Here is a 24,625-nt window from a genome sequence, read left to right on the forward strand (position 1 = left end):
AATGCAGTCCACTTACAGGGTGTTGAACCCAAAGAGGACTTGTCATGAAAACCGTACTGATAACCGGCTGCTCATCCGGCTTTGGCCTAGAGACCGCCCGCTATTTTCTGGAACGTGGCTGGAAGGTCGTGGCCACCATGCGGTCGCCGCAGGCTCAGCTGCTGCCCGCTTCGGACCATCTGGTGGTGCTTCCGCTAGATGTGACCGACGACGAAAGCGTTCGCTTTGCCGTAGAGGCGGCGGGCCCTATCGACGTTCTGGTCAACAATGCAGGCATCGGCTGGTTGAATGCGCTGGAAGGAACACCTACCGCCGTAGCCCGATCGTTGTTCGAGACCAACACCCTTGGCACAATGCGGATGATCGCGGCGGTGCTCCCGCAGTTTCGCGCCAGAGGGGCAGGCCTGATCATCAACGTGACATCGAGCGTCACCTTGAAGCCCCTGCCGCTGCTTTCCGCCTATACGGCCAGCAAGGCGGCGGTGAATGCGTTTACGGAGTCCCTTGCCCTGGAACTTGCCCCGTTTGGCATCGACGTCAAGATCGTGCTTCCCGGGTCTGCGCCGGAAACGAGCTTTGGCGCCGCAGCACTGTCACGCCTGAAGGAACAGGGCGGCTTTCCCGAAGCCTATAACGAGTTCGCCCAGGGTGTAATCGGCGAGATGAGAACGCCTGGAAGGCCAGTCACGCATTCGGCCGACGTGGCGGAGGCGGTCTGGCGTGCGGCCAACGATCCGGCAGCGCCACTTCGCATCGCAGCGGGCGCCGACGCTCTCGCGCTTGCGAGTTAATCCGGCGCGATTTTATGGCTGGGGTGCGAAACCGGCATAGGGTTAGCTCAGGACGCTGAGCCAGCGGCAGCCGAAGCCATCGAGGCTTAGGGCTGCCGTGCCGTCCTTTTGCAGCGCGATGTCCTCGCTGCCCAGGCGATCGACCAGGACGGACCTGTCCGGAACTTGCCCGAGTTGGACGGTGAAAGCCTTGCGATCCGGTGAGAGGTTGTGCAGCAGAATGGACCTGCGATCGCCCCACGCGTAGTTCAGCGCCAGCACCGCTGGATCGGCGACCGGCAACAGGCTCCATTCGCCGAAGGCGATTTCGGGCATCTCGCGACGACGGCGGATCAGACGCTCCATCCAGGCAAGCAGGGAATCGGGGTCGCGTTCCTGCGCCCGGACGCTGATGGATGAGGGGCCCCACTTTTTGGCTTTCAGCAGCGGCCGGCAGAGCGTCTCGGCCGCGGCTTCGGAGAAGCCACCATTGGGCTGATCGGACCATTGCATCAGCGAACGGACGCTCATGCGGCCCTCGATCTCGAGATTTTCGGCCATGCCGATTTCTTCGCCGTAGAAAAGGACGGGCGCGCCCGGCAAGGCGAACATCAGACTATAGGCCATGCGAAGGCGCGCCTGGTCGCCGTCCAGCATGGTGGGCAGGCGGCGGCGCAGCCCCCGTCCAAACAGTTGCATGTCGGGCTTGGGGCCGAAGGCGCGGAAGACTTCCTGACGCTCGGCTTCGGTGAGCTTGTCGAGCGACCACTCGTCATGGTTGCGGACGAAGTTTGCCCAGGCAGCGTCCTTGGGTAGGGTCGGCATGGCTCGAAGATTATGGATCAGCCCGCCGGCATCCTGCCGCACCAGCGCGAGAGCGAAGGCCTGGTTGAGGTTGAAATTGAGGCACATGTGCAGCTCATCGCCGCTTCCGTCGCCGTAGAATGTCCTCACCCCTTCATAGTCGAGGTTGACCTCGCCGAGCAGGACCGCATCGCCTCGCCTGCGGCCGAGGAAGCCGCGCAGGTTGCGGAGCCAATCGTGCGGCTCCACCTCCATCGGCTGAACGATGCCTTCGGTTTCAAGGAGGAAGGGTACGGCGTCGACCCGAAAGCCGGACAGGCCCAGTTCGAGCCAGAAGCCGACGATCTTGCGGATCTCGTCGCGCACGGCCGGATTGACGACGTTGAGATCCGGCTGATGCTTGTAGAAGCGGTGAAGATAGTATTGGCGAGTAGCACGGTCCAGCTCCCACTTGCTGTTTTCCTTGTCGGGAAAGACCAGGCCCTCCGAGGCGCCTTCCGGCACGGAGTCCCGCCAGACATACCAGTCGCGATAGGGCGAATCCTTGCTGGAGCGGGAGGCCTTGAACCAGGGGTGCTCTGCCGAGGTGTGGTTGACCACCAGATCGGCAATGACCCGAATGCCGCGATCCTGCGCTGTGCGGAGAAACTCGACGAAGTCGCCCAGCGAGCCGTAGCGTGGGTCGACGGCGTAGTAGTCGGTGATGTCATAGCCATCGTCGCGGTTTGCCGTGGGGTAGAAGGGCATGAGCCAGATGCAGGTGACGCCTAGCCCCGCCAGGTAGTCGATCCGGTCGGTCAGCCCCTGGAAGTCGCCGGTGCCATCGCCATTGCCGTCGCGGAACGTTTCAACGTCGAGGCAGTAGAAGATGGCATTCTTCCACCAGGCGTCGCTCGTTTGCGAAATGTCCATGTCAGCTGCTTGCCTTGAGTTGCGGGAGGACGCGTTCGCCGAACGTCTCGATGAAGGCCTGCTGCTGTTGCCCCACATGGTGGAGATAAAGGCCGTCGAAACCTAGCGCGAGGAATTCTCCCAAGAGGTCCACATAGCGGGCAGGCTCGTGGGAGATCAGGACGGAGGCGTGCATGTCCTCGCGGCGCACGAAGCGCGATGCCTCGTCGAAATGCTCCGGAAGCTCCAGGTCCCAGCATAGAGGCGGTGAAAAGATGTTAGATCGCCACTGGTCGTAAGCAATGTCGAGCGCCGTATCGGCATCGGGCGCGTAGGCGATGTGACACTGGAGGTAGATGGGCTTTCCTTCGCCGCCCCCAGCGCGGAAAGAATCGATGATCCGCTGCAGCTTGTCGTGGGACTGGTTGATGGTGATCAGCCCGTCGGCCCAACCGCCGACCCAGTGCGCCGTCTCGGCACTGACAGCGGCGCCGATCATCTTTGGGGGTATGTTGGGGCGCGTCCACAGCTTGGCGCGGTCCACCGTGACCAGGCCATGCCGTGTCACCGTTTCTCCGGCAAAGAGCTGGCGCATGACGTCAACGCATTCACCCAGACGCGCATTGCGGACGCCCTTTTTGGGCCAGGCCTCGCCCGTGATGTGCTCGTTGGCTGCCTCGCCGGAGCCAAGCGCCATCCAGAACCGCTCGGGAAACATCTGCGACAGCGTTGCCGCGGCCTGCGCGATGATGGCGGGATGGTAGCGCTGCCCTGGCGCGTTGACCACGCCGAAGGGCAGGGAGGTGGCCTGGAGGGCCGCGCCGAGCCACGCCCAGGCGAAGCCCGACTGACCTTGCCGCTCGCTCCATGGCGCGAAGTGGTCGGAACACATGGCAGCGTTGAAACCGGCCTGTTCGGCAAGCACCACCGCCTTGAGCAGCGCCGCCGGGTCGATCTGCTCGTGCGAGGCGTGAAATCCAATTGTCGGCATAGCATCCTGTCCCAAGGGTATGTGGGACAACGGAAGTTTGCTTTTTGTGTTCCAGGCTTTGGGCCTGAAGCGACCCCTCGCTCCATATGGAGCAGGCTACAGGCGAGCGCGCGGATTAGATGGTCTTGAGCCAGCCGCCGTCCACGAAATAGGTGGAGCCGGTGGAGTAGCTGGCCTTGTTTGAACAAAGGAAGACGAAGAAATGCGCCAGTTCCTCGGGAGTGGCGAAGCGCTGCATGCCGCCGGCTTCGTCGGCCACCGACTGCAGGTGCTGCTGGTAACCGTCTTCGCCGGCGATCTGCCTGGCGGTCTTGATCCAGTCGGGGGTGAGGACGAGGCCGGGATTGACGGTGTTGACGCGGATATTGTCCTTGACGACCTCGTTGGCGAGGGTTTTGGAGAACATCATCAGCGCGGATTTGGTGGTGTTGTAGATAGGCTCATACCAGAGCGGCTGCACGGCGCAGATGGACGCATTGTGCAGCACGACGCCGCCGCCGCGGCTGCGCATGGCGGGCACGAGGCCACGGGCGAGGCGCACCGCCGCCATCACGTGAAGATCCCAGTAATACTGCCACTTGCTGTCTTCAGCTTCCAGAATGGTTTCGTTGGAGCCGGTGCCGGCATTGTTGATCAGGATATCGGCGCCTCCAAAGGTAGCGACCGTGTTACCGATCACGTCGTCACAGCCCAGCCGTGTCGCGACATCGGCTGCGACGGCCTTGGCGGTGACGCCGAAGGCCGACGCGATGCGTGCCGCTTCCTGCTCGGCGCGCTCGCCGTTGCGGCCGACGAGGACGACGTTCGCGCCCTCGGCTGCCAATCCTTCGGCAACGGCAAGGCCGATGCCGACCGTGCCGCCCGTGATGACGGCAACCTTGCCGCGCAGTCCCAGATCCATTTCAGCTCCTAGTTTGCCGGTGGCTTCATGGCGCCGGTCATGATGGCGACGGCGTCCGACATCGAAAAATCGCGTGGATTGATGACGGCGATGCGCCGGCCGAGGCGGTGGATGTGGATGCGGTCGGCGACTTCGAAAACATGCGGCATGTTGTGCGAGATGAGGACGATGGGGAGGCCACGGCTCTTGACGTCGAGCATCAGCTCGAGCACGCGGCGGCTTTCCTTGACGCCCAGGGCGGCGGTGGGCTCGTCCATGATGACGACGCGGCTGCCGAAGGCCGCGGCGCGGGCGACGGCGACGCCCTGCCGCTGCCCACCGGACAGGGTTTCCACCGCCTGGTTGATGTTCTGGATGGTCATGAGGCCGAGTTCGGAGAGCTTCTCGCGGGCGATCTTCTGCATGCGGGCGCGATCGAGCCGGCGGAATACCGATCCTGCTATGCCGGGTTTGCGCAATTCGCGGCCCAGGAACATGTTGTCGGCGATCGAAAGGGCGGGCGAGAGCGCGAGGTCCTGATAGACCGTCTCGATGCCGGCCAGGCGGGCTTCGAGCGGCGAGCGGAAACTTACGGGATTGCCGCCAAGGCGGATTTCGCCACCGTCGGGAACGACCGCGCCGCAGAGCGCCTTGATCAGGGTGGATTTGCCGGCGCCATTGTCGCCGATGACGGCAAGGATCTCGTTGTCCTGGAGGTCGAAATCGGCATTGTCGAGGGCGACCACGCGGCCATAGCGCTTGGTGAGGCCGCGGGCTTCGAGGACGGGGGCGGTCATGCCGAAATCCTCCTGATCCACTGGTCGATGGCGACGGCGACGATAATGAGGGCGCCGACGGTCAGCTGCCGCCAGAGCGGATCGACGCCGGTCAGCGACAGGCCGGAGTCGAAGACGCCCACGATCAGCGCGCCGAACAGCGTGCCGACGATGGAGCCGCGGCCACCAAAGAGCGAGGTGCCGCCGATGACCACGGCGGTGATGGCATCGAGGTTGGCGGTCTGGTTGCCGAGGGGCGATACGGCGCCGACACGGCCGATCAGCACCCAGCCGGCGATGCCGCAGAGCAGGCCGGCCAGCGTGTAGACGCCAACCAGGGTCTTGTTGACTTGGATGCCCGAGAGACGTGCGGCGTGCGGGTCGTCGCCGATGGCATAGACGTGGCGGCCGAAGGCGGTGCGGCTCAGGATATACCAGATGACCACTGCGACCAGGATCATCAGGATGGAGCCGTACATCAGGAAGGCGCCACCGCCGAGCGGGATGCGCGCGCCCATGGATTTGAGGAAGGGCGCGAACTGGTCGAGCGCCTGTGAGCGGATGGTGGCGGCGTTGGAGACCAAGGTGATCAGGGCGCCATAGATGCTCCACGTGCCCAGGGTGACGATGAAGGGCGGGAGCTTGAGGGCGGTGACGAGGAGCCCGTTGGCGAGGCCGCAAAGCAAGCCGGTCAGCAGGCCGACAGGAAACGCGACCGTTACGGGTACCTGGTAGTCGACCGCGAGCTTGCCCATGATGATCGAGGACAGGACCATGATGGCGCCGACGGAAAGGTCGATGCCGGCGGTGATGATCACCAGGGTCTGCGCGGTGCCCAGGAGCGCAATCAGGGTCACCTGCGCGAGGATCAGCGAGAGGTTGAGCGCACCAAAGAAGCGGCCGCCGGTGACCACGGCGAAAACGGCCACGGCGACGATGAGGATGATGGCCGGAATGGCGGTGGGGTTCTGGTGAAAGAAGTGCTGGATGCGGCGCAGGGGGCTGGGCGCTTCGTCCTCGAAGCTGGCCACGCCGTGGTGGCCGGCGGCAAGACCGCGCTCCGCCGTGGCTGAACCGGTGGCGTCATCGCTCATGGCTGTCTCCGCAATGGGTCGGCGGCAAAAGCCCTTCCGGTTAGCGCCGGAAGGGCCGGGAGCGGATCAGCCCCAGCAGAGCTCGGCGCCTTCAGTAGTGTCGATGGATTCGACGCCTTCCACCGGCTTATCGGTAACCAGGCGTGCACCGGTGTCGTAGAAGCCGAGTTCAGGGTCGACCTCCGGCTTGGTGCCGTCGGCGGCGAACTTGGCGATCGCCTCCATGGCGAGCGACGCCATGTCCAGCGGATATTGCTGGGAGGTGGCGCCGATGATGCCGTCCTTGACGTTCTGAACGCCCGGGCAGCCGCCATCGACGGCGACGATCAGGACGTTCTCGACGCCCGCGGCCTGCAGGGCCTGGTAACCGCCGGCCGCTGCCGGTTCGTTGATGGCATAGACGACGTTGATGTCGGGGCAGCGCTGGAGCAGGGTTTCCATGGCGGTGACGCCGCCTTCTTCCGAGCCGGCGGTGACTTCATGGCCGCAGATGCGCGGGTCGTCTTCGTCGCCATAGCGGTTGGGATCCTTCACGTCGATGCCGAAGCCTTCCATGAAGCCCTGGTCGCGCAGGTAGTCCACGGTGGGCTGGTTGGTGGCGAGGTCGAGGAAGCCGATCTTGGCATTGGCTGCCTCGTCGCCCAGCGTGCCGGCGGCCCATTGGCCGATCAGGCGCCCGGCCTGGCGGTTGTCGGTGGCAAAGGTCGCGTCCGCTGCATCCATGGGCTCGAGCGGGGTGTCGAGGACGATCACCAGGAGCCCGGCGTCGCGTGCCTGCTGGATCGTCGGCACGATGGCCGAGGAGTCAGAGGGCACGATGGCAAAGCCCTTGGCGCCGGCCGCGATCAGGCTTTCGATGGCCGCGATCTGGGATTCGTTGTCGCCGTCGAAGTCGCCGGCATAGGTCCTGAGGTCGAGGCCGAGTTCGTCGGCCTTGGCCTGCGCGCCCTCGCGCATCTTGACGAAGAAGGGGTTGCCCTCGGTCTTGGTGATGAGGCCGACGATGTCCTGTGCATAGGCGGCCGATCCGCCAGCAAGAGTGCACAACAAGGCGGCCGCGGAAGCGGTGCGTAAAAACCTGTTCATGTGTTCTCCTCCCAAGGTCCGCCGGATTTGTCCGGTCGGAACCATCGCTGAACAGAAGCGGTCTCCTCCCCGCTGCCGTTCGCAGGACGATGATCACCACGCCGACCATGGCGTGTCAATTGTTTAGGATTGTGGGGGAGTTGGAGCGGGTAGCGGGAATCGAACCCGCATATTCAGCTTGGAAGGCTGCTGCTCTACCACTGAGCTATACCCGCAAGGCCGGTGAACGGCGCATAGGCATTAGCGCGAGAGCGCCGGCACTGGCAAGCCCCGACTGTGTGCCTTTTGATCCTGCCGGTGGACGCGGTCAAATGACGGGTGGTTGGGCGGTGAGGGCTTCCAAGCGTGCATCGCGGCAAAGCGCGCTGTTGGTGCCCTCTCGGACGGAGGGGCGCCGGCTTGCCTCGGAGAAAAACAGGACCAAGTCGTAACGCGGCGGTTGCCGGTCCATCCATCCGCCGATCCATTCCGAAAGCGGGGGAAGGCGAGTGCTGCGGTCAATGGGGTCGGGAACGCCGCTCAGGCACACATACCAGCGGCGCGGGCTGGAGACGGTGCTCCCGATGGTTTGCTGCGGATAGGAAACGCTGATCCCGTGCCGGTCGAGCCCGCGGTCGCGCACCAGGCGTGCCGCCTCAATCTGGTAGTTTGCGGGAAAGGGATAGGCCTCTTGCGAGAACTGCAGGGTATTGAGCCCGGAATTGGGCCCGGAACATGCGCTAAGCGCCGCTACGCTAAACAAGAGTACCCAGATGCGCATGTGATCCCGCTCCCACGGGCCACATCTGTGCATAGAGCCAGGAGTGGTGCAACCCGCGAATAGCGGCTGCGATCTATTCCGGTAGCACCGTCGCGAATTTCAGACCGGCAAACTGTGCGGCGCGCCAGACAACCTGGCAGGGCTCGAGCGAGTGCTTGAACAGCAAGGTGAAGGAGGGAGGCAGGTCGACGGTCTCGGGCAGTTCCACCATTGCGCCGGAGCGCGACAGGTTCACCACGAGGACATCCTCGCGCACCAGTCCGTCCGCCAGGACGGCAGTTGCAGCGATGCGAATGCAATCGCGCCTGTGGCTACGCTTTTCGATCCAGCTTTTCATGCCACTAGGCCTAGGCTTCGGCTGTTAACAGGGAATCAAGGAAATCGTTAAAATTGCGGGCTTCGGAGTCACTTGGGGACAAGTCCCAAGCAACTTTGCGGAGAGGGCAGGGAGAGCGCAAAAAACGAGCGACCCCGGCCTTGTGCATGAGCCGGGGTCATCCATGGGAGGGTATTTGGAGGTCGCAGGGGCAAACCTGCTAAGTGTTAACGCGGGTGCCGCTTGCGGGTTCCCACTCACTCAGCCGCGATGGCCATTTTTTCGGTGTGACGGGCCTTGAGCCGATTGAGCTGCCGGGCGGCATGGGCCAGGAGCGCTGTCCGCACCTCAGCCGTCGACACCGCGCCCACGTCGGCCTTGACCTTGAGGTCGAGGTGATAGCGCGAGAGATTGCCCATGAAGCTCTGCTCCACGAGAACACGTACCACGCCGGTTACGCGTCCGGAGATGGCGCGGTGCGGCCCGTAATAGCGCACCTCGCAGCCCTTGACCTCAAAGCTTGCCGGAGTATCGGGCATGTCACAGCCTCCCCGCTGCCACGATTTCGACCCATTTCGATAAAATGCCATCGGCCGCCGCGGCGCAAGCAGGATTCGCAGCTTTGTTAACGTAACGTTAGTAAATGTGATCGGCGGGCGAGTCGGCTTTGGCTACTCATCGTGCCGCGGGCTGTTGCATTTGCCGGCGAGTTTCTCTAGATAGCCAACTTCCAGCCGTGCGGGACTCCTGCGCGGCCTTTGGTTTTGCACCAAAACCCAAGAGTAGATTCGCTTATGGCCCGCACCAACCCGATCCAGTTCCTGCAGCAAGTTCGGCAGGAAACCGCCAAGGTCACTTGGCCGGGGCGCAACGAAGTCCTGATCTCGACGATCATGGTCCTCGTGCTGGTGCTGTTTGCGAGCCTGTTCTTTCTTGCCGCCGACCAGGTGATTTCCTGGCTCGTCGGCCTGATGCTTTCGATCCGCTAAGCGGCAACACTTTCGAGGAGCGGCGACGCTTAATGGCCAAGCGCTGGTACATCGTTCAGGCATACAGCAACTTCGAGCGCAAGGTGGCGGAAGATATCCGCCAGAAGGTTGCGCAGAAGAAGCTCGAGCACCTGTTTGAAGACGTGATCGTGCCGACCGAAAAGGTCGTCGAGATCCGCCGCGGCCGCAAGGTGGATGCCGAGCGCAAGTTCTTCCCGGGCTATGTGCTGGTGAAGATGGACATGACCGACGAGGCCTTCCATCTGATCAAGAACACGCCCAAGGTCACCGGCTTCCTCGGTTCGGACAACAAGCCGATGCCGATCTCGGAAAAGGAAGCCATGGGCATACTGCAGCAGGTGCAGGAAGGCGTGGAGCATCCCAAGCCTTCCGTCTCGTTCGAAGTGGGCGAGAATGTGCGCGTGTCGGACGGTCCCTTCGCCAGCTTCAACGGCGTGGTGGAAGAGGTCGACGAAGAGCGTGCCCGCCTCAAGGTGGAAGTTTCGATTTTTGGGCGTCCCACTCCGGTGGAGCTCGAATACGGTCAGGTCGAAAAGGTCTGACCACCGGCCCTAGGGCTGGAAACCGTGGGAGAGCCGGGCGCATGCCAATGCCCATCAGCCTCGTACCACGGCGTCAAACGCCTGGCTCGCCAGGCACCAGAAAGGACGAAAAATGGCAAAGAAAATCGTTGGCTACGTAAAGCTGCAGGTGCCCGCGGGCTCCGCAACGCCGTCCCCGCCGATCGGCCCAGCTCTGGGTCAGCGCGGTCTCAACATCATGGAATTCTGCAAGGCCTTCAACGCCGCCACGCAGGAAATGGAAAAGGGTTCGCCCATTCCAGTCGTGATCACCGCCTATGCCGACAAGAGCTTCACCTTCGAGATGAAGCAGCCGCCGGTCACCTACTTCATCAAGAAGGCCGTCAACCTCAAGTCCGGCTCCAAGCTGCCAGGCAAGGAATCGGCCGGCACGATCACCGTGGCTCAGCTGCGTGACATCGCCGAAAAGAAGATGAAGGATCTCAACGCCGACGATATCGACGCCGCCGTGTCGATGATCGCTGGTTCTGCCCGTTCCATGGGCATTCAGGTCGAGGGCTGATTAGATGGCACACGTTGGTAAGAAGATCGCCAAGGCCCGCGAGGGCATCGACCGCAACAAGCTTTACAAGCTCGATGAAGCCGTGAAGATGGTCAAGGCGCGCGCCTCGGCCAAGTTCGACGAGACCGTCGAGATCGCCATCAACCTCGGTGTCGATCCGCGTCACGCCGACCAGATGGTCCGCGGCGTCGTGAACCTGCCCAACGGCACCGGCAAGACCGTGCGCGTTGCCGTGTTCGCCAAGGATGCCAAGGCCGACGAAGCCCGCAAGGCCGGTGCCGACATCGTGGGCGCCGAAGACCTGATGGAACAGATCCAGGCTGGCAAGATCGATTTCGATCGCTGCATTGCCACCCCGGACATGATGCCGCTGGTCGGTCGCCTGGGTAAGATCCTGGGCCCGCGCAACCTGATGCCGAACCCCAAGGTCGGTACGGTTACCCCGGACGTTGCCGGCGCCGTCAAGGCTGCCAAGGGCGGCGCCGTTGAGTACCGCGTCGAAAAGGCCGGTATCCTCCACGCCGGTGTTGGCAAGGTTTCCTTCTCGGAAGAAGCCCTGCTGCAGAACATCAAGGCCTTCACCGACGCCGTCGTGAAGAGCAAGCCGTCGGGCGCCAAGGGTACCTACGTCAAGAAGGTTGCCGTGTCCTCGACCATGGGCCCCGGCGTCCATGTGGAGCCGGCTTCGGCTCTCTAAGAAATTCTGGGCGGTTCAGGCCGCCCGGTCTTGCTCCCCTTTGGGGAGTACAAGTCCTGTCCGAGACTGCCGGTGCAGGTCATATGACCTGCTTAATGCCGCAAGGCGCCAGCATAGATGGGGTGAGAAACCCAATTTGCCCGCGAGGGCGGAAGAAGGTTCGAACCTAGGCCGACTGCTTTCGAGCATGACGCTGGCAGGCACGTAGTCGCCGATCTCCTTGTGGGACCGGCATTTGGCAATGGCCCGGTTTTCCGGGTCAATTCGTGGAGACTGTAATGGAAAGAGCGGAAAAGACTGAGCTCGTCTCGTCGCTCCAGGCTGCCCTTGGCGGTGCTGGCTCGATCGTCGTTGCCCAGAACTCCGGCCTCTCCGTCGCTGCCTTTACTGACCTGCGCGTGCAGGTCAAGAAGGCTGGCGGACAGGTCAAAGTCGCCAAGAACCGCCTTGCCAAGCTCGCTCTGAAGCAAACCGAAGTCGCTGACATCGCGGACCTGTTCAAGGGTCCGACGGTCATTGCGTATGCGGAAGACCCAGTAGTTGCGCCGAAAATCGCAGCTGCCTTCGCCGAAAAGAACCAGAAGTTCGTGGTTCTCGGCGGTGCCATGGGTGCAACCGCGCTTGATGCCGCTGGCGTCAAGACGCTGGCCACGATGCCGTCGCTGGACGAACTGCGCGCCAAGCTCGCCGGACTGCTCGTGCAGCCTGCGGCCCAGATCGCCCGTATCGTCAAGGAACCGGGTGCAGGTATTGCCCGCGTCCTGTCGGCCCATGCGGAAAAGAGCGAAGCGGCGTAAGGCCTCTTCAAACCTATCGAACCTTAACTTCTACAAGAGAGTACAAAAATGGCTGCTGATCTCGCCAAGCTCGTTGACGACCTTTCTGCCCTGACCGTCCTGGAAGCTTCTGAACTGTCGAAGCTGCTGGAAGAAAAGTGGGGCGTTTCCGCCGCTGCTCCGGTTGCTGTTGCTGCTGCCGCTGGCGGCGGTGCTGCTGCCCCGGCTGCTGAAGAAAAGACTGAATTCGACGTGATCCTCGCCTCGTTCGGCGACAACAAGATCAACGTCATCAAGGAAGTCCGCGCCATCACCGGTCTGGGCCTGGGCGAAGCCAAGGCACTGGTTGAAGCTGCTCCGAAGGCCGTCAAGGAAGGCGCTTCGAAGGCTGAAGCCGAAGACATCAAGAAGAAGCTGGAAGACGCCGGCGCCAAGGTCGAACTCAAGTAATTTCGACTTAGGTCTTGTTTTTTGTGGGGTGGCGCTTTATGTGCCATCCCACATTCTCGTTTTTACGGGATGATTCGCCGGACCGATTGGATGGGTCCCTGGCGCCAATTTGCGGAATATATGACGAATTTGATGTCAAAGGCACGGTGACGTCCACTTGCCCTGTGGTTCTCGACCACGGGGTGTTTGGCGTTTCGCGTCTTCCTGTCCTTGGCTGGGGCAGGGCGCCGGCATCTCCTAGCCACACCTATTGCCTTAACGGGCACATATCCCGAAACCCGACGGCTGATAGTCGGATTTTTGGATATCTGCCTCCGAGACACATCGCAAGAAACAGGAGCTTTCATGGCTACCACGTTCAACGGCCGCCGCAAGGTACGCAAGTCCTTCGGTTCCATTCGCGAAGTCACGGAGATGCCCAACCTGATCGAGGTCCAGAAGGCCTCCTACGATCAGTTCCTCCTCGTGGACGAGCCCGAAGGTGGCCGTCCCGATGAAGGGCTTCAGTCCGTGTTCCGTTCGGTCTTCCCGATCACCGACTTTTCGAACACTGCATCCCTTGAATTCGTGAAGTACGAGTTCGAGCAGCCCAAGTACGACATCGACGAGTGCCGCGCGCGCGATATCACCTTCGCTGCCCCGCTCAAGGTGACGCTGCGCCTGATCGTGTTCGAAGTGGACGAGGAAACCGGCGCCCGCTCCGTCAAGGACATCAAGGAGCAGGACGTCTACATGGGCGACATGCCGTTCATGACGTCGAACGGCACCTTCATCGTCAACGGCACCGAGCGCGTCATCGTCTCGCAGATGCACCGTTCGCCCGGCGTGTTCTTTGACCACGACAAGGGCAAGACCCACTCGTCGGGCAAGCTCTTGTTTGCCGGCCGCATCATTCCGTACCGTGGCTCGTGGCTCGACATCGAGTTCGACGCCAAGGATGTGGTCTATGCCCGTATCGACCGTCGCCGCAAGATCCCGGTGACCTCGCTGCTCAAGGCGCTCGGCATGGATGCCGAGGAAATCCTTGCGACCTATTACAACACGCTCAATTACGAAAAGACCGAGAAGGGCTGGCGCGTTCCCTACGATGCCGAGAAGTGGAAGGGTGCAAAGCCCAGCCATGACCTGATCGACGCCAAGACGGGCGACGTTGTGCACGAAGCCGGCAAGAAGCTCTCGGCCCGCCAGGCCAAGAAGCTTGCCGAGAACGGCCTCACGCACCTGCTGGCTGTCGATGAAGACCTCTACGGCATGTATGTCGCCGAGGACCTGATCAACATGAAGACCGGCGAGGTCTACATGGAGGCAGGCGACGAGCTCGACGAGAAGACCCTGGCCAAGATGCTCGATCTCGGCTTCGACGAGCTGCCGATCCTTGACATCGACCACATCACCATTGGCGCCTATATCCGCAACACGCTGGCCGTAGACAAGAACGAGTCGCGTGAAGACGCCCTGTTCGACATCTACCGCGTCATGCGCCCCGGCGAGCCGCCGACCGTCGATACGGCCGAGGCCATGTTCCAGTCGCTGTTCTTTGACAGCGAACGCTATGACCTCTCGGCCGTCGGCCGCGTCAAGATGAACATGCGCCTCGAGCTCGATGCGCCCGACACAATGCGCACGCTGCGCAAGGAAGACATCGTTGAAGTCGTCCGCACTCTGGTCGACCTGCGCGATGGCCGTGGCGAAATCGACGACATCGACAACCTAGGCAACCGCCGCGTTCGCTCGGTCGGCGAACTCATGGAAAACAGCTACCGCCTTGGCCTGCTCCGCATGGAACGCGCCATCAAGGAGCGCATGAGCTCGGTCGAGATCGACACGGTGATGCCGCAGGACCTGATCAACGCCAAGCCGGCCGCTGCCGCGGTGCGCGAGTTCTTCGGTTCCTCGCAGCTGTCGCAGTTCATGGACCAGACCAATCCGCTGTCGGAAATCACCCACAAGCGCCGTCTTTCGGCTCTTGGGCCGGGTGGTCTCACCCGCGAACGTGCAGGCTTCGAAGTCCGTGACGTGCATCCGACCCACTATGGCCGCATCTGCCCGATCGAGACGCCGGAAGGCCCGAATATCGGTCTGATCAACTCGCTGTCGACCTTCGCCCGCGTCAACAAGTACGGTTTCATCGAAACCCCGTACCGCAAGATCGTCGACGGCAAGCTGACCAACGAAGTTGTCTATCTCTCCGCCATGGAAGAGGCCAAGCACTACGTTGCCCAGGCAAACGTCGAGTTCAATCCGGACGGCACGCTGATGCATGACCTGGTTGTGGCTCGCCACGCCGGCGACAACGGCCTGACGCCCAAGGAAAACGTCGACCTCATGGACGTTTCGCCCAAGCAGATGGTGTCGGTTGCCGCCTCGCTGATCCCGTTCCTCGAGAACGACGACGCTAACCGTGCTCTCATGGGCTCGAACATGCAGCGTCAGGCTGTGCCGCTGCTGCGCGCGCACGCTCCCTATGTCGGTACCGGCATGGAAGCGGTCGTGGCGCGTGACTCCGGCGCCGCCATCGTCGCCAAGCGCAAGGGCATCGTCGACCAGGTGGACGCCACCCGTATCGTTATTCGCGCAACGGAAGAAACAGATGCGTCGAAGTCGGGCGTCGACATCTATAACCTGATGAAGTTCCAGCGCTCGAACCAGTCGACCTGCATCAACCAGCGTCCGCTGGTGGTTGTCGGTGACCACGTCAACCAGGGCGATATCATCGCCGATGGTCCGTCGACCGAACTGGGCGATCTCGCCCTCGGCCGCAACGTCCTCGTCGCCTTCATGCCCTGGAACGGCTACAACTTCGAAGACTCCATCCTCCTGAGCGAAAAGATCGCGATGCAGGACGTCTTCACCTCGATACACATCGAGGAATATGAAGTGATGGCCCGCGACACCAAGCTTGGTCCCGAGGAAATCACGCGCGACATTCCGAACGTTTCGGAAGAAGCGCTCAAGAACCTCGACGAAGCGGGTATCGTCCACATTGGTGCGGAAGTTGCTCCGGGCGACATCCTCGTCGGCAAGATCACCCCCAAGGGTGAATCGCCGATGACGCCGGAAGAAAAGCTGCTTCGCGCCATCTTCGGCGAAAAGGCCTCGGACGTTCGTGACACCTCCCTGCGCGTGCCGCCGGGCGATGCTGGTACTGTTGTTGAAGTGCGCGTGTTCAACCGCCATGGCATCGACAAGGACGAGCGCGCCATGGCGATCGAGCGCGAGGAAATCGAACGCCTCGCCAAGGACCGTGACGACGAACAGTCGATCCTTGATCGCAACGTCTATGCGCGTCTCAAGGAAATGCTGTTCGGCAAGGCGGCCACGGCTGGCCCGAAGGGCTATGTCGTCGGCACCAAGCTCAATGACCAGATGTTCGAGGCCCAGCCCCGCTCCAAGTGGTGGCAGTTCGCGGTCGAGGACGACAAGGTCATGACCGAGATGGAAGCGCTTCATGCTCAGTATGAAGAAAGCCGCCGTCTCCTCGAGCAGCGCTTCATCGACAAGGTCGACAAGCTCCAGCGCGGTGACGAACTTCCGCCGGGCGTGATGAAGATGGTCAAGGTCTTCATCGCCACCAAGCGCAAGATCCAGCCGGGCGACAAGATGGCTGGCCGTCACGGCAACAAGGGCGTGGTTTCGCGCATCGTGCCGGTGGAAGACATGCCGTATCTCGAAGACGGTACGCCGGTCGACATCGTGCTCAACCCGCTTGGCGTGCCGTCGCGCATGAATGTGGGCCAGATCCTCGAGACGCACCTGGGCTGGGCTTGCGCCGGCATGGGCAAGAAGATCGACGAGATGGTCCGCATCTACCAGCAGAAGGGCGACCTCAAGCCACTCCGCAAGGAAATCGGCGAGCTGTTTGAAGGTGACGAGTCGGTTACCGATCTGGACGACGATGGCCTCATCCGCCTCGGCGAACACCTTTCCAAGGGCGTGTCGATTGCGACCCCGGTGTTTGACGGTGCCAAGGAAGCCGACATCGTCGAGATGCTGGAACGTGCGGGTCTCAAGGGCTCCGGCCAGTCGACCGTCTATGACGGCCGTACCGGTGAGCAGTTCGACCGTCAGGTGACCGTGGGCTATATCTATATGCTCAAGCTCGACCACCTGGTGGACAACAAGATCCACGCCCGTTCGATCGGTCCTTACTCCCTGGTTACCCAGCAGCCACTGGGCGGCAAGGCCCAGTTCGGCGGTCAGCGCTTCGGCGAGATGGAAGTGTGGGCTCTCGAAGCCTATGGCGCGGCTTACACGCTCCAGGAAATGCTCACCATCAAGTCGGACGACGTTGCCGGTCGTACCAAGGTCTACGAAGCCATCGTTCGCGGCGACGACACGTTCGAAGCGGGCATCCCCGAGAGCTTCAACGTTCTGGTCAAGGAAATCCGGTCGCTGGGTCTCAATGTCGAACTCGACATGCGTGACCTCGGCGACGAAGGCGGCCAGGCCGAAGCGGAGCTCGCACCTCCTCAGGAAGCGGCGGAATAATCCGGCACTTCCCCATCCCATTCACTTCCCGAGGGAGAGGGCGTGAGCCCCTCCCGAAGGAAAGAGGAGAGAATTGATGAATCATCATTCCCACGTCATGGACCCGTTCAATCCGGCGATCCCGGTCCAGACCTTCGACCAGATGAAGATCTCCATCGCGAGCCCGGAAAAGATCCTTTCCTGGTCCTATGGCGAGATCAAGAAGCCCGAGACGATCAACTACCGTACGTTCAAGCCCGAGCGTGACGGCCTGTTTTGCGCGCGCATCTTCGGGCCCGTGAAGGACTATGAGTGCCTGTGCGGCAAGTACAAGCGCATGAAGTTCAAGGGCGTCATCTGCGAAAAGTGCGGTGTGGAAGTTACCCTGTCTCGCGTTCGCCGCGAGCGCATGGGCCATATCGAACTGGCCGCTCCGGTCGCTCACATCTGGTTCCTGAAGTCCCTGCCGTCCCGTATCGCGCTCCTGCTCGATATGACGCTCAAGGACATCGAGCGCATTCTCTATTTCGAGAACTATGTCGTGCTGGATGCGGGCCTGACGCCGTTCACCACCCATGAGCTCCTGACCGAAGAGCAGTATCTCGACGCCCAGGACGAGTATGGTGCCGACAGCTTCACCGCCAAGATCGGCGCCGAAGCCATCCGGGACATCCTGCTGGCCCTCGATCTCGAGAAGATCGCGGCCGACCTGCGCGTGGAAATCGCCGAGTCGACCACCGAGCTGAAGCCCAAGAAGCTGGCCAAGCGCCTCAAGATCGTCGAGCAGTTCATCGTTTCGGGCAACAAGCCCGAATGGATGATCATGACGGTGATTCCGGTCATTCCGCCGGAACTGCGTCCGCTCGTTCCGCTCGATGGCGGCCGCTTTGCGACGTCCGATCTCAACGACCTCTACCGTCGCGTGATCAACCGCAACAACCGCCTGAAGCGCCTGATCGAGCTCCGCGCCCCGGACATCATTATCCGCAATGAAAAGCGCATGCTGCAGGAAGCTGTGGACGCGCTGTTCGACAACGGCCGCCGTGGCCGCACCATCACTGGTGCCAACAAGCGTCCGCTGAAGTCGCTTTCCGACATGCTCAAGGGCAAGCAGGGCCGCTTCCGCCAGAATCTCCTTGGCAAGCGCGTGGACTATTCGGGCCGTTCGGTGATCACCGTAGGTCCGAACCTCAAGCTGCACCAGTGCGGTCTGCCCAAGAAGATGGCGCTCGAGCTGTTCAAGCCGTTCATCTATTCGCGCCTTGAGGCCAAGGGCTTCTCGTCAACGGTGAAGCAGGCCAAGAAGCTGGTCGAGAAGGAAAAGCCCGAAGTCTGGGATATCCTCGATGAAGTGATCCGCGAGCACCCGGTTCTGCTGAACCGTGCTCCGACGCTGCACCGTCTTGGCATCCAGGCCTTCGAACCGATCCTGATCGAAGGCAAGGCAATCCGTCTGCATCCGCTCGTCTGCTCGGCCTTCAACGCCGACTTCGACGGTGACCAGATGGCCGTGCACGTTCCGCTGTCGCTTGAAGCGCAGCTGGAAGCGCGCGTCCTGATGATGTCGACCAACAACATCCTCCATCCCGCCAACGGCCAGCCGATCATTGTGCCGTCGCAGGACATCGTGCTGGGTCTCTACTACCTGTCGCTGATGAACGAGGGTGAGCCGGGCGAAGGCATGGCGTTCTCGTCCTATGCCGAGCTCGAGCATGCGCTCGACAACAAGATCGTCACGCTGCACACCAAGATCAAAGGCCGTGTCACGGCGTTCGACGAGAACGGCAAGCAGACGACCGAGATCGTGGAAACCACGCCTGGCCGCATGCTGATCGGGCAGATCCTGCCCAAGCATCCGAATGTGCCGTTCTCCACGGCCAACCAGCTGATGACCAAGAAGATGATCTCCAAGATGATCGACACGGTCTACCGTGGCTGCGGCCAGAAGGAGACCGTGATCTTCTGTGACCGCGTCATGCAGCTTGGCTTCAAGAATGCTTGTGACGCAGGCATCTCGTTCGGCAAGGACGACATGGTTATCCCGGCCTCCAAGTACACGATCGTGGAAGCCGCGCGTAAGCAGGTCGAAGAGTTCGAGCAGCAGTACAATGACGGCCTGATCACTCAGGGCGAAAAGTACAACAAGGTGGTCGACGCCTGGGCCAAGTGCGGTGACAAGGTTGCCGAAGAGATGATGGACGCGATCCGCAAGGTGCAGATCGACGAGGAGACCGGCCGTCAGAAGCCGATCAACTCGGTCTACATGATGTCCCACTCGGGTGCCCGTGGTTCACCGGCCCAGATGAAGCAGCTTGCCGGCATGCGTGGCCTGATGGCCCGTCCGGACGGCTCGATCATCGAAACCCCGATCACGGCTAACTTCAAGGAAGGCCTCAACGTTCTCGAATACTTCAACTCCACCCACGGCGCCCGCAAGGGTCTGGCGGATACGGCGTTGAAGACCGCGAACTCGGGTTACCTGACCCGCCGTCTCGTGGACGTGGCGCAGGACGCGATCATCGTGTCCGAAGACTGCGGCACCGAGCGTGGCCTGACCATGGAGCCGATCGTCGATGCCGGCCAGATCGTGGCCTCCATCGGCCAGCGCGTTCTGGGCCGTACGGCTGCCGACGACATCTTCCACCCGCTGACGGGCGACCTGATCGCCCCCAAGGGTACGCTGCTGGAAGAAAAGCACGTCGACGTCATCGAGGAAGCCCGGATCCAGTCGGTCCGTATCCGCTCCCCGCTGGTGTGCGACATGCGCCAGGGCACCTGCGCGGCCTGCTATGGCCGTGACCTTGCTCGCGGTACGCCCGTGAACATGGGTGAAGCTGTCGGCGTCATCGCCGCACAGTCGATCGGTGAACCCGGTACCCAGCTCACCATGCGCACGTTCCACATCGGTGGCACGGCTCAGGTGGTCGACTCGTCGTTCCTGGAATCGGGCGCGGAAGGCACGATCGCCATCCGCAACCCGAACGTGGCCAAGGTCGAAGGCGGCAAGCTCGTCGTCATGGCCCGTAACGTGTCGCTCGCCATCCTCGATAGCGAAGGCAAGGAACGCGCCACCCATAAGGTGACCTACGGCTCCAAGCTGCTGGTCAACGAAGGGGACAAGGTCCGCCGCGGCCAGCGTCTGGCCGAATGGGATCCCTACACCCGTCCGGTTCTCGCAGAAGTCGAGGGCGAGGTCGTGTTCGAGGATCTGGTTGACGGTGCTTCGGTTGCGGAAAACACCGACGAGGCGACCGGCTTCACCAAGCGCGTTGTCATCGACTGGCGCACCAACCAGCGTGGCGAGGGCCTCAAGCCCGCGATTGCCATCGCTCGTGGCGGTGCCGTGCAGAAGGTGGAACGTGGCGGCGATGCCCGCTATCTCCTCTCGGTCGACGCGGTTATCGCCGTCGAGCCTGGTGAGAAGGTGTCGCCCGGCGACGTCCTGGCCCGTATTCCGCTGGAATCGGCCAAGACCAAGGACATCACCGGCGGTCTGCCGCGTGTGGCCGAGCTGTTCGAAGCCCGTCGTCCGAAGGATCACGCCATCATCGCCGAGATCGATGGTACCATCCGCTTCGGCCGCGACTACAAGAACAAGCGCCGCGTCATTATCGAGCCGCATGAGGACGGTGCTGAGCCGGTCGAGTATCTGATCCCCAAGGGCAAGCCGTTCCACCTCCAGGAAGGCGACGCTATTGAAAAGGGTGAGTATATCCTCGACGGCAACCCGGCACCGCATGACATCCTGGCCATCAAGGGCGTGGAAGAGCTTGCTCGTTACCTCGTCAATGAAATCCAGGAGGTCTATCGCCTCCAGGGCGTGCTGATCAACGACAAGCATATTGAGGTGATTGTTCGCCAGATGCTGCAGAAGGTCGAGATCGTGGATCCAGGTGATACCGGCCTGCTCAAGGACGAGCAGCTCGACAAGCTGGACTTCGACGAGCTCAACGATGCGCTGGTTGCTGACGGCAAGAAGCCGGCAACGGCCAATCCGGTGCTGCTCGGCATCACCAAGGCATCGCTGCAGACCCGGTCGTTCATCTCGGCCGCCTCGTTCCAGGAAACCACCCGCGTCCTTACGGAAGCTGCGGTTTCCGGCAAGGCCGATTTGCTTGAAGGTCTCAAGGAGAACGTCATCGTCGGCCGCCTGATCCCGGCGGGTACCGGCGCCGGCATCTCCTCGGCCAAGATGATCGCCGCCAAGCGCGACGACCTGATCCTCGACGAGCGTCGCCGCCAGGCGAACACCGTCAAGATCGCCGCGCCAGCTGCCGAGTAAGCAGCCGCTCGGACAATGAATAGGGAAGGGGCCTTCGGGCCCCTTTTTCTTTGCCCGCCACTCCGCAGCCGACATGAAGCTATCGGTAGCTTCCCTGTTACCCGTCGGCTGGCGAGAGATGCCGGGGGAGGGTGCGTGGGTCGCGCGAAGTCGCCTGAGCTGCCGGCCCATTCACCAGTTGGAGAGGATGGCAAGCCGTCGCATAGCTCCCTCTCGGATAATTCACGAAAGAATCCTTGACGGGCGGACGAGTCGGCTCTAAACAGCGCCTACCTAAGCGGTCGGTCGTGATTGTCACACCGGGTCCCTGCCACCTAGCGCGGGAATCCAGGACACTCAAACACACTGTCGGGTAACTAGACGAAGCAAATCCTTGTGCGCATGACTGCCTGCTTTCGCGGGTGGTCCGCTGCAATTAAGGCGCTTCCGGCTCTTTTCGGGTCGGATGAGCGCCGTTTTGGTTTGCTTCGATAGACCGCAATGAATTTTGGACGATGGAAAGAGCGCAATGCCCACCATTAATCAGCTGATCCGCAAACCACGCGCCAGCAAGCCAAAGCGGAACAAGGTTCCGGCCATGGAAGCAAATCCGCAGAAGCGCGGCGTTTGCTCTCGTGTGTACACGACGACCCCGAAGAAGCCGAACTCGGCTCTGCGCAAGGTGGCCAAGGTTCGCCTGACCAACCAGCGCGAAGTGATTTCGTATATTCCGGGCGAAGGCCACAACCTGCAGGAACACTCCGTGGTCCTGATCCGCGGCGGCCGCGTTCGCGACCTTCCGGGTGTTCGCTACCACGTGCTCCGCGGTGTCCTCGACACGCAGAGCGTCAAGGACCGCAAGCAGCGCCGGTCCAAGTACGGCGCGAAGCGTCCGAAGTAAGGAGATCGAGATATGTCCCGTCGTCACCGCGCCGAAAAACGCGACGTTATTCCAGACGCCAAGTATGGCGATCTCGTCCTGACCAAGTTCATGAACTCGCTCATGAAGGACGGCAAGAAGTCCGCTGCCGAAAGCATCGTCTATGGTGCCTTCGACATCGTCGAAGCCAAGGTCAAGCAGAACCCCGTGGAAGTGTTCCACACCGCGCTCGAAAACATCCGTCCGGCTGTTGAAGTTCGTTCGCGCCGCGTTGGCGGTGCAACCTACCAGGTTCCGGTTGAAGTTCGTGCCGACCGTCAGCAGGCCCTGGCCATTCGCTGGCTCATCGAATCTGCCCGCAAGCGTGGCGAGAACACCATGCGCGAACGCCTTTCGGGCGAGCTGATGGATGCTCTCAATGGCCGTGGTCAGGCCGTCAAGAAGCGCGAAGACACGCACCGTATGGCTGACGCCAACCGTGCCTTCTCGCACTACCGCTGGTAGCAGGAGCCCTTCATGGCACGCGATTATCCAATTCCGCTGTATCGTAACTTCGGCATCATGGCTCACATCGATGCTGGCAAGACGACCACGACCGAACGCATCCTCTACTACACCGGCAAGTCCCACAAGATCGGCGAAGTCCACGACGGCGCTGCGACCATGGACTGGATGGAGCAGGAGCAGGAACGCGGCATCACCATCACGTCCGCTGCCACCACGACCTTCTGGAAGGGCCGTGACGGTACCCAGCACCGCTTCAACATCATCGACACGCCCGGCCACGTGGACTTCACCATCGAAGTCGAGCGTTCGCTCCGCGTGCTCGACGGTGCCGTCGCGCTGCTCGACGCCAATGCCGGCGTCGAACCCCAGACCGAAACCGTCTGGCGCCAGGCCGACAAGTACGAAGTGCCGCGTCTGGTCTTCGTCAACAAGATGGACAAGATCGGCGCCGACTTCTACCGCTGCGTCGAGATGATCGGTTCGCGCCTTGGTGCCCGTGCCGTTCCCGTTCAGCTGCCGATCGGTGCCGAGAACGAGTTCAAGGGTGTCGTCGACCTGATCGAGATGAATGCTCTGGTCTGGCGCAACGAAGAGCTGGGCGCCCAGTGGGACGTCGTCGAGATTCCGGAAGACCTCAAGGCTTCGGCCGCGAAGTACCGCGAACAGATGATCGAAGCTGCCGTCGAGCTCGACGACGACGCAATGGAAGCCTATCTCAACGGTGAAGTGCCGAATAACGACACGATCCGTCGTCTGCTGCGCCGGGGCTGCATCGACACCAAGTTCTTCCTGGTGTTCGCTGGCTCGGCCTTCAAGAACAAGGGCGTTCAGCCCCTGCTTGACGGCGTTATCGACTTCCTGCCGTCGCCTGCCGACGTTCCGGCCATCCAGGGCATCGATGCCCGTACGGAAGAGCCGATCGAGCGTCACGCCGACGACAACGAGCCGCTCTCGATGCTGGCGTTCAAGATCGCCAACGACCCGCACATGGGTACGCTGACCTTCTGCCGCATCTACTCGGGCAAGCTCGAGCAGGGCATGATGCTTGAGAACACCGTGAAGGAAAAGCGCGAGCGCGTTGGTCGCCTGTTCCAGATGCACGCCAATTCGCGCGAGCAGATCACGGAGGCCTATGCTGGCGACATCGTCGCTATCGTTGGTCTCAAGGACACCACGACCGGTGACACGCTGTGCCCGGCCAATGCTCAGGTTATCCTCGAGCGCATGGTGTTCCCGGAGCCGGTAATCGACATCTCCGTCGAACCGAAGTCCAAGGCTGACCAGGAAAAGATGGGCCTCGCGCTTAATCGCCTTGCTGCCGAAGATCCGACCTTCCGCGTGAAGACCGACGAAGAATCCGGCCAGACCATCATCTCAGGCATGGGCGAACTTCACCTCGACATTCTCGTCGACCGCATGCGTCGCGAGTTCAAGGTTGAAGCCAATATCGGCCAGCCGCAGGTGGCTTACCGCGAAACCATCACCCGCAAGGCCGATGTGGACTATACCCACAAGAAGCAGTCGGGCGGTTCGGGCCAGTTCGCCCGCGTCAAGCTGACCGTCGAGCCGTCGGAAGTCGGCAAGGGTCTCGAATTCGTGAACGCCGTTGTCGGCGGTTCGGTGCCGAAGGAATACATCCCCGGCGTCGAAAAGGGCGTGAAGTCGGTCATGTCGGCCGGTCCGCTGATCGGCTTCCCGATCGTGGACGTCAAGGTGACGCTGACCGAAGGGGCCTACCACGACGTGGACTCCTCGGTTCTGGCCTTCGAAATCGCTGGTCGTGCCGGCTTCAACGAAGCCCTGCGCAAGGCGGCTCCGAAGATCCTCGAGCCGATCATGAAGGTTGAAGTTGTCACGCCAGAAGATTACATGGGCGATGTCATCGGCGACCTGAATTCTCGGCGTGGTCAGATCCAGGGCACTGAAAGCCGTGGCATCCTCCAGGTCGTGAATGCCTTCGTGCCGCTCGCGAACATGTTCGGCTACGTGAACTCGCTGCGCTCCATGAGCCAGGGTCGTGCACAGTACTCGATGACGTTCGACCACTACGAGCAGGTTCCGCAGGCGGTTGCCGACGAAGTCCAGGCCAAATACGCCTAAGGCCGAGTACGCCTAAACAAGAAACT

21 protein-coding genes and 1 tRNA gene are annotated in these 24,625 nt (G+C 61.9%); 12 read left to right on the top strand and 10 right to left on the bottom strand.

The genetic code is table 11. The features are described from left to right. Window positions 1–44: 44 nt before the first annotated feature. Complete coding sequence (locus tag VIL88_RS03685; protein WP_331986078.1) at window positions 45–791, top strand: SDR family oxidoreductase; 747 nt, start codon at window positions 45–47, stop codon at window positions 789–791. A gap of 42 nt (window positions 792–833) precedes the next feature. Here the strand turns inward: VIL88_RS03685 and VIL88_RS03690 are convergent, their stop codons facing one another. From VIL88_RS03690 to VIL88_RS03735, 10 genes are all read right to left on the bottom strand, one after another. After that, window positions 834–2,486, bottom strand: a complete 1,653-nt coding sequence (locus tag VIL88_RS03690; RefSeq protein WP_331986080.1) for an alpha-amylase family protein — start codon at window positions 2,484–2,486, stop codon at window positions 834–836. Between the two features lies 1 nt (window position 2,487). Continuing rightward, a complete protein-coding gene (locus VIL88_RS03695; RefSeq protein ID WP_331986082.1) occupies window positions 2,488–3,456 on the bottom strand; it encodes a TIGR03885 family FMN-dependent LLM class oxidoreductase in 969 nt (322 codons plus the stop codon). Between the two features lie 115 nt (window positions 3,457–3,571). Beyond that, entirely contained in the window at window positions 3,572–4,357 is a 786-nt protein-coding gene (locus tag VIL88_RS03700) for an SDR family NAD(P)-dependent oxidoreductase (RefSeq protein WP_331986084.1), read from the bottom strand. A gap of 8 nt (window positions 4,358–4,365) precedes the next feature. Next, window positions 4,366–5,133, bottom strand: a complete 768-nt coding sequence (locus VIL88_RS03705) for an ATP-binding cassette domain-containing protein (protein ID WP_331986086.1) — start codon at window positions 5,131–5,133, stop codon at window positions 4,366–4,368. Beyond that, complete coding sequence (locus VIL88_RS03710) at window positions 5,130–6,206, bottom strand: ABC transporter permease (protein ID WP_331986088.1); 1,077 nt, start codon at window positions 6,204–6,206, stop codon at window positions 5,130–5,132. Before VIL88_RS03710 ends, VIL88_RS03705 begins: the two co-directional genes overlap by 4 nt. 66 nt (window positions 6,207–6,272) lie before the next feature. After that, the gene (locus VIL88_RS03715; protein WP_331986090.1) at window positions 6,273–7,292 is read right to left on the bottom strand and encodes a sugar ABC transporter substrate-binding protein; all 1,020 of its coding nucleotides are present in this window, start codon (window positions 7,290–7,292) and stop codon (window positions 6,273–6,275) included. 141 nt (window positions 7,293–7,433) lie between these two features. After that, window positions 7,434–7,507, bottom strand: a tRNA-Gly gene (locus tag VIL88_RS03720). A gap of 92 nt (window positions 7,508–7,599) precedes the next feature. Further along, window positions 7,600–8,052 carry a hypothetical protein gene (locus tag VIL88_RS03725; protein ID WP_331986092.1) on the bottom strand — a complete coding sequence of 151 codons (453 nt, stop codon included), beginning with the start codon at window positions 8,050–8,052 and terminating at the stop codon, window positions 7,600–7,602. Window positions 8,053–8,125: 73 nt separating this feature from the next. After that, window positions 8,126–8,389 (bottom strand): PilZ domain-containing protein, encoded by a 264-nt coding sequence (locus tag VIL88_RS03730; protein ID WP_331986094.1) that lies wholly within the window; start codon window positions 8,387–8,389, stop codon window positions 8,126–8,128. Window positions 8,390–8,625: 236 nt separating this feature from the next. Then, on the bottom strand, window positions 8,626–8,907 hold the full coding sequence (locus tag VIL88_RS03735; protein WP_331986096.1) for a hypothetical protein: 282 nt from the start codon (window positions 8,905–8,907) through the stop codon (window positions 8,626–8,628). A gap of 255 nt (window positions 8,908–9,162) precedes the next feature. Between VIL88_RS03735 and secE the strand changes: the two genes are divergently transcribed. The 11 genes from secE (at window position 9,163) to fusA (ending at window position 24,599) form a co-directional block, all read left to right on the top strand. Beyond that, on the top strand, window positions 9,163–9,357 hold the full coding sequence (gene secE / locus VIL88_RS03740; protein WP_331986098.1) for a preprotein translocase subunit SecE: 195 nt from the start codon (window positions 9,163–9,165) through the stop codon (window positions 9,355–9,357). 32 nt (window positions 9,358–9,389) lie between these two features. Beyond that, window positions 9,390–9,920: a transcription termination/antitermination protein NusG gene (gene nusG, locus VIL88_RS03745; protein WP_046138360.1), complete on the top strand. Its 531-nt coding sequence runs from the start codon at window positions 9,390–9,392 to the stop codon at window positions 9,918–9,920. 112 nt (window positions 9,921–10,032) lie between these two features. After that, window positions 10,033–10,461 (top strand): 50S ribosomal protein L11, encoded by a 429-nt coding sequence (gene rplK, locus VIL88_RS03750; protein ID WP_331986105.1) that lies wholly within the window; start codon window positions 10,033–10,035, stop codon window positions 10,459–10,461. A gap of 4 nt (window positions 10,462–10,465) precedes the next feature. Then, window positions 10,466–11,158: a 50S ribosomal protein L1 gene (gene rplA, locus VIL88_RS03755; RefSeq protein WP_331986107.1), complete on the top strand. Its 693-nt coding sequence runs from the start codon at window positions 10,466–10,468 to the stop codon at window positions 11,156–11,158. 278 nt (window positions 11,159–11,436) lie between these two features. Next, complete coding sequence (gene rplJ, locus VIL88_RS03760; RefSeq protein ID WP_331986109.1) at window positions 11,437–11,955, top strand: 50S ribosomal protein L10; 519 nt, start codon at window positions 11,437–11,439, stop codon at window positions 11,953–11,955. Window positions 11,956–12,003: 48 nt separating this feature from the next. Next, on the top strand, window positions 12,004–12,384 hold the full coding sequence (gene rplL / locus VIL88_RS03765) for a 50S ribosomal protein L7/L12 (RefSeq protein ID WP_331986111.1): 381 nt from the start codon (window positions 12,004–12,006) through the stop codon (window positions 12,382–12,384). Between the two features lie 345 nt (window positions 12,385–12,729). Beyond that, entirely contained in the window at window positions 12,730–16,872 is a 4,143-nt protein-coding gene (gene rpoB, locus VIL88_RS03770) for a DNA-directed RNA polymerase subunit beta (protein ID WP_331986113.1), read from the top strand. A gap of 76 nt (window positions 16,873–16,948) precedes the next feature. After that, a complete protein-coding gene (rpoC, locus tag VIL88_RS03775) occupies window positions 16,949–21,133 on the top strand; it encodes a DNA-directed RNA polymerase subunit beta' (protein WP_331986115.1) in 4,185 nt (1,394 codons plus the stop codon). 508 nt (window positions 21,134–21,641) lie between these two features. After that, complete coding sequence (gene rpsL, locus VIL88_RS03780) at window positions 21,642–22,013, top strand: 30S ribosomal protein S12 (protein WP_035080811.1); 372 nt, start codon at window positions 21,642–21,644, stop codon at window positions 22,011–22,013. 12 nt (window positions 22,014–22,025) lie between these two features. Further along, window positions 22,026–22,496 (top strand): 30S ribosomal protein S7, encoded by a 471-nt coding sequence (gene rpsG, locus VIL88_RS03785; RefSeq protein WP_331986139.1) that lies wholly within the window; start codon window positions 22,026–22,028, stop codon window positions 22,494–22,496. A gap of 12 nt (window positions 22,497–22,508) precedes the next feature. Beyond that, window positions 22,509–24,599: an elongation factor G gene (fusA, locus tag VIL88_RS03790; RefSeq protein ID WP_331986141.1), complete on the top strand. Its 2,091-nt coding sequence runs from the start codon at window positions 22,509–22,511 to the stop codon at window positions 24,597–24,599. Window positions 24,600–24,625 lie beyond the last annotated feature (26 nt).

This window comes from Devosia sp. (genome assembly GCF_036563435.1).
GTDB lineage: Bacteria > Pseudomonadota > Alphaproteobacteria > Rhizobiales > Devosiaceae > Devosia.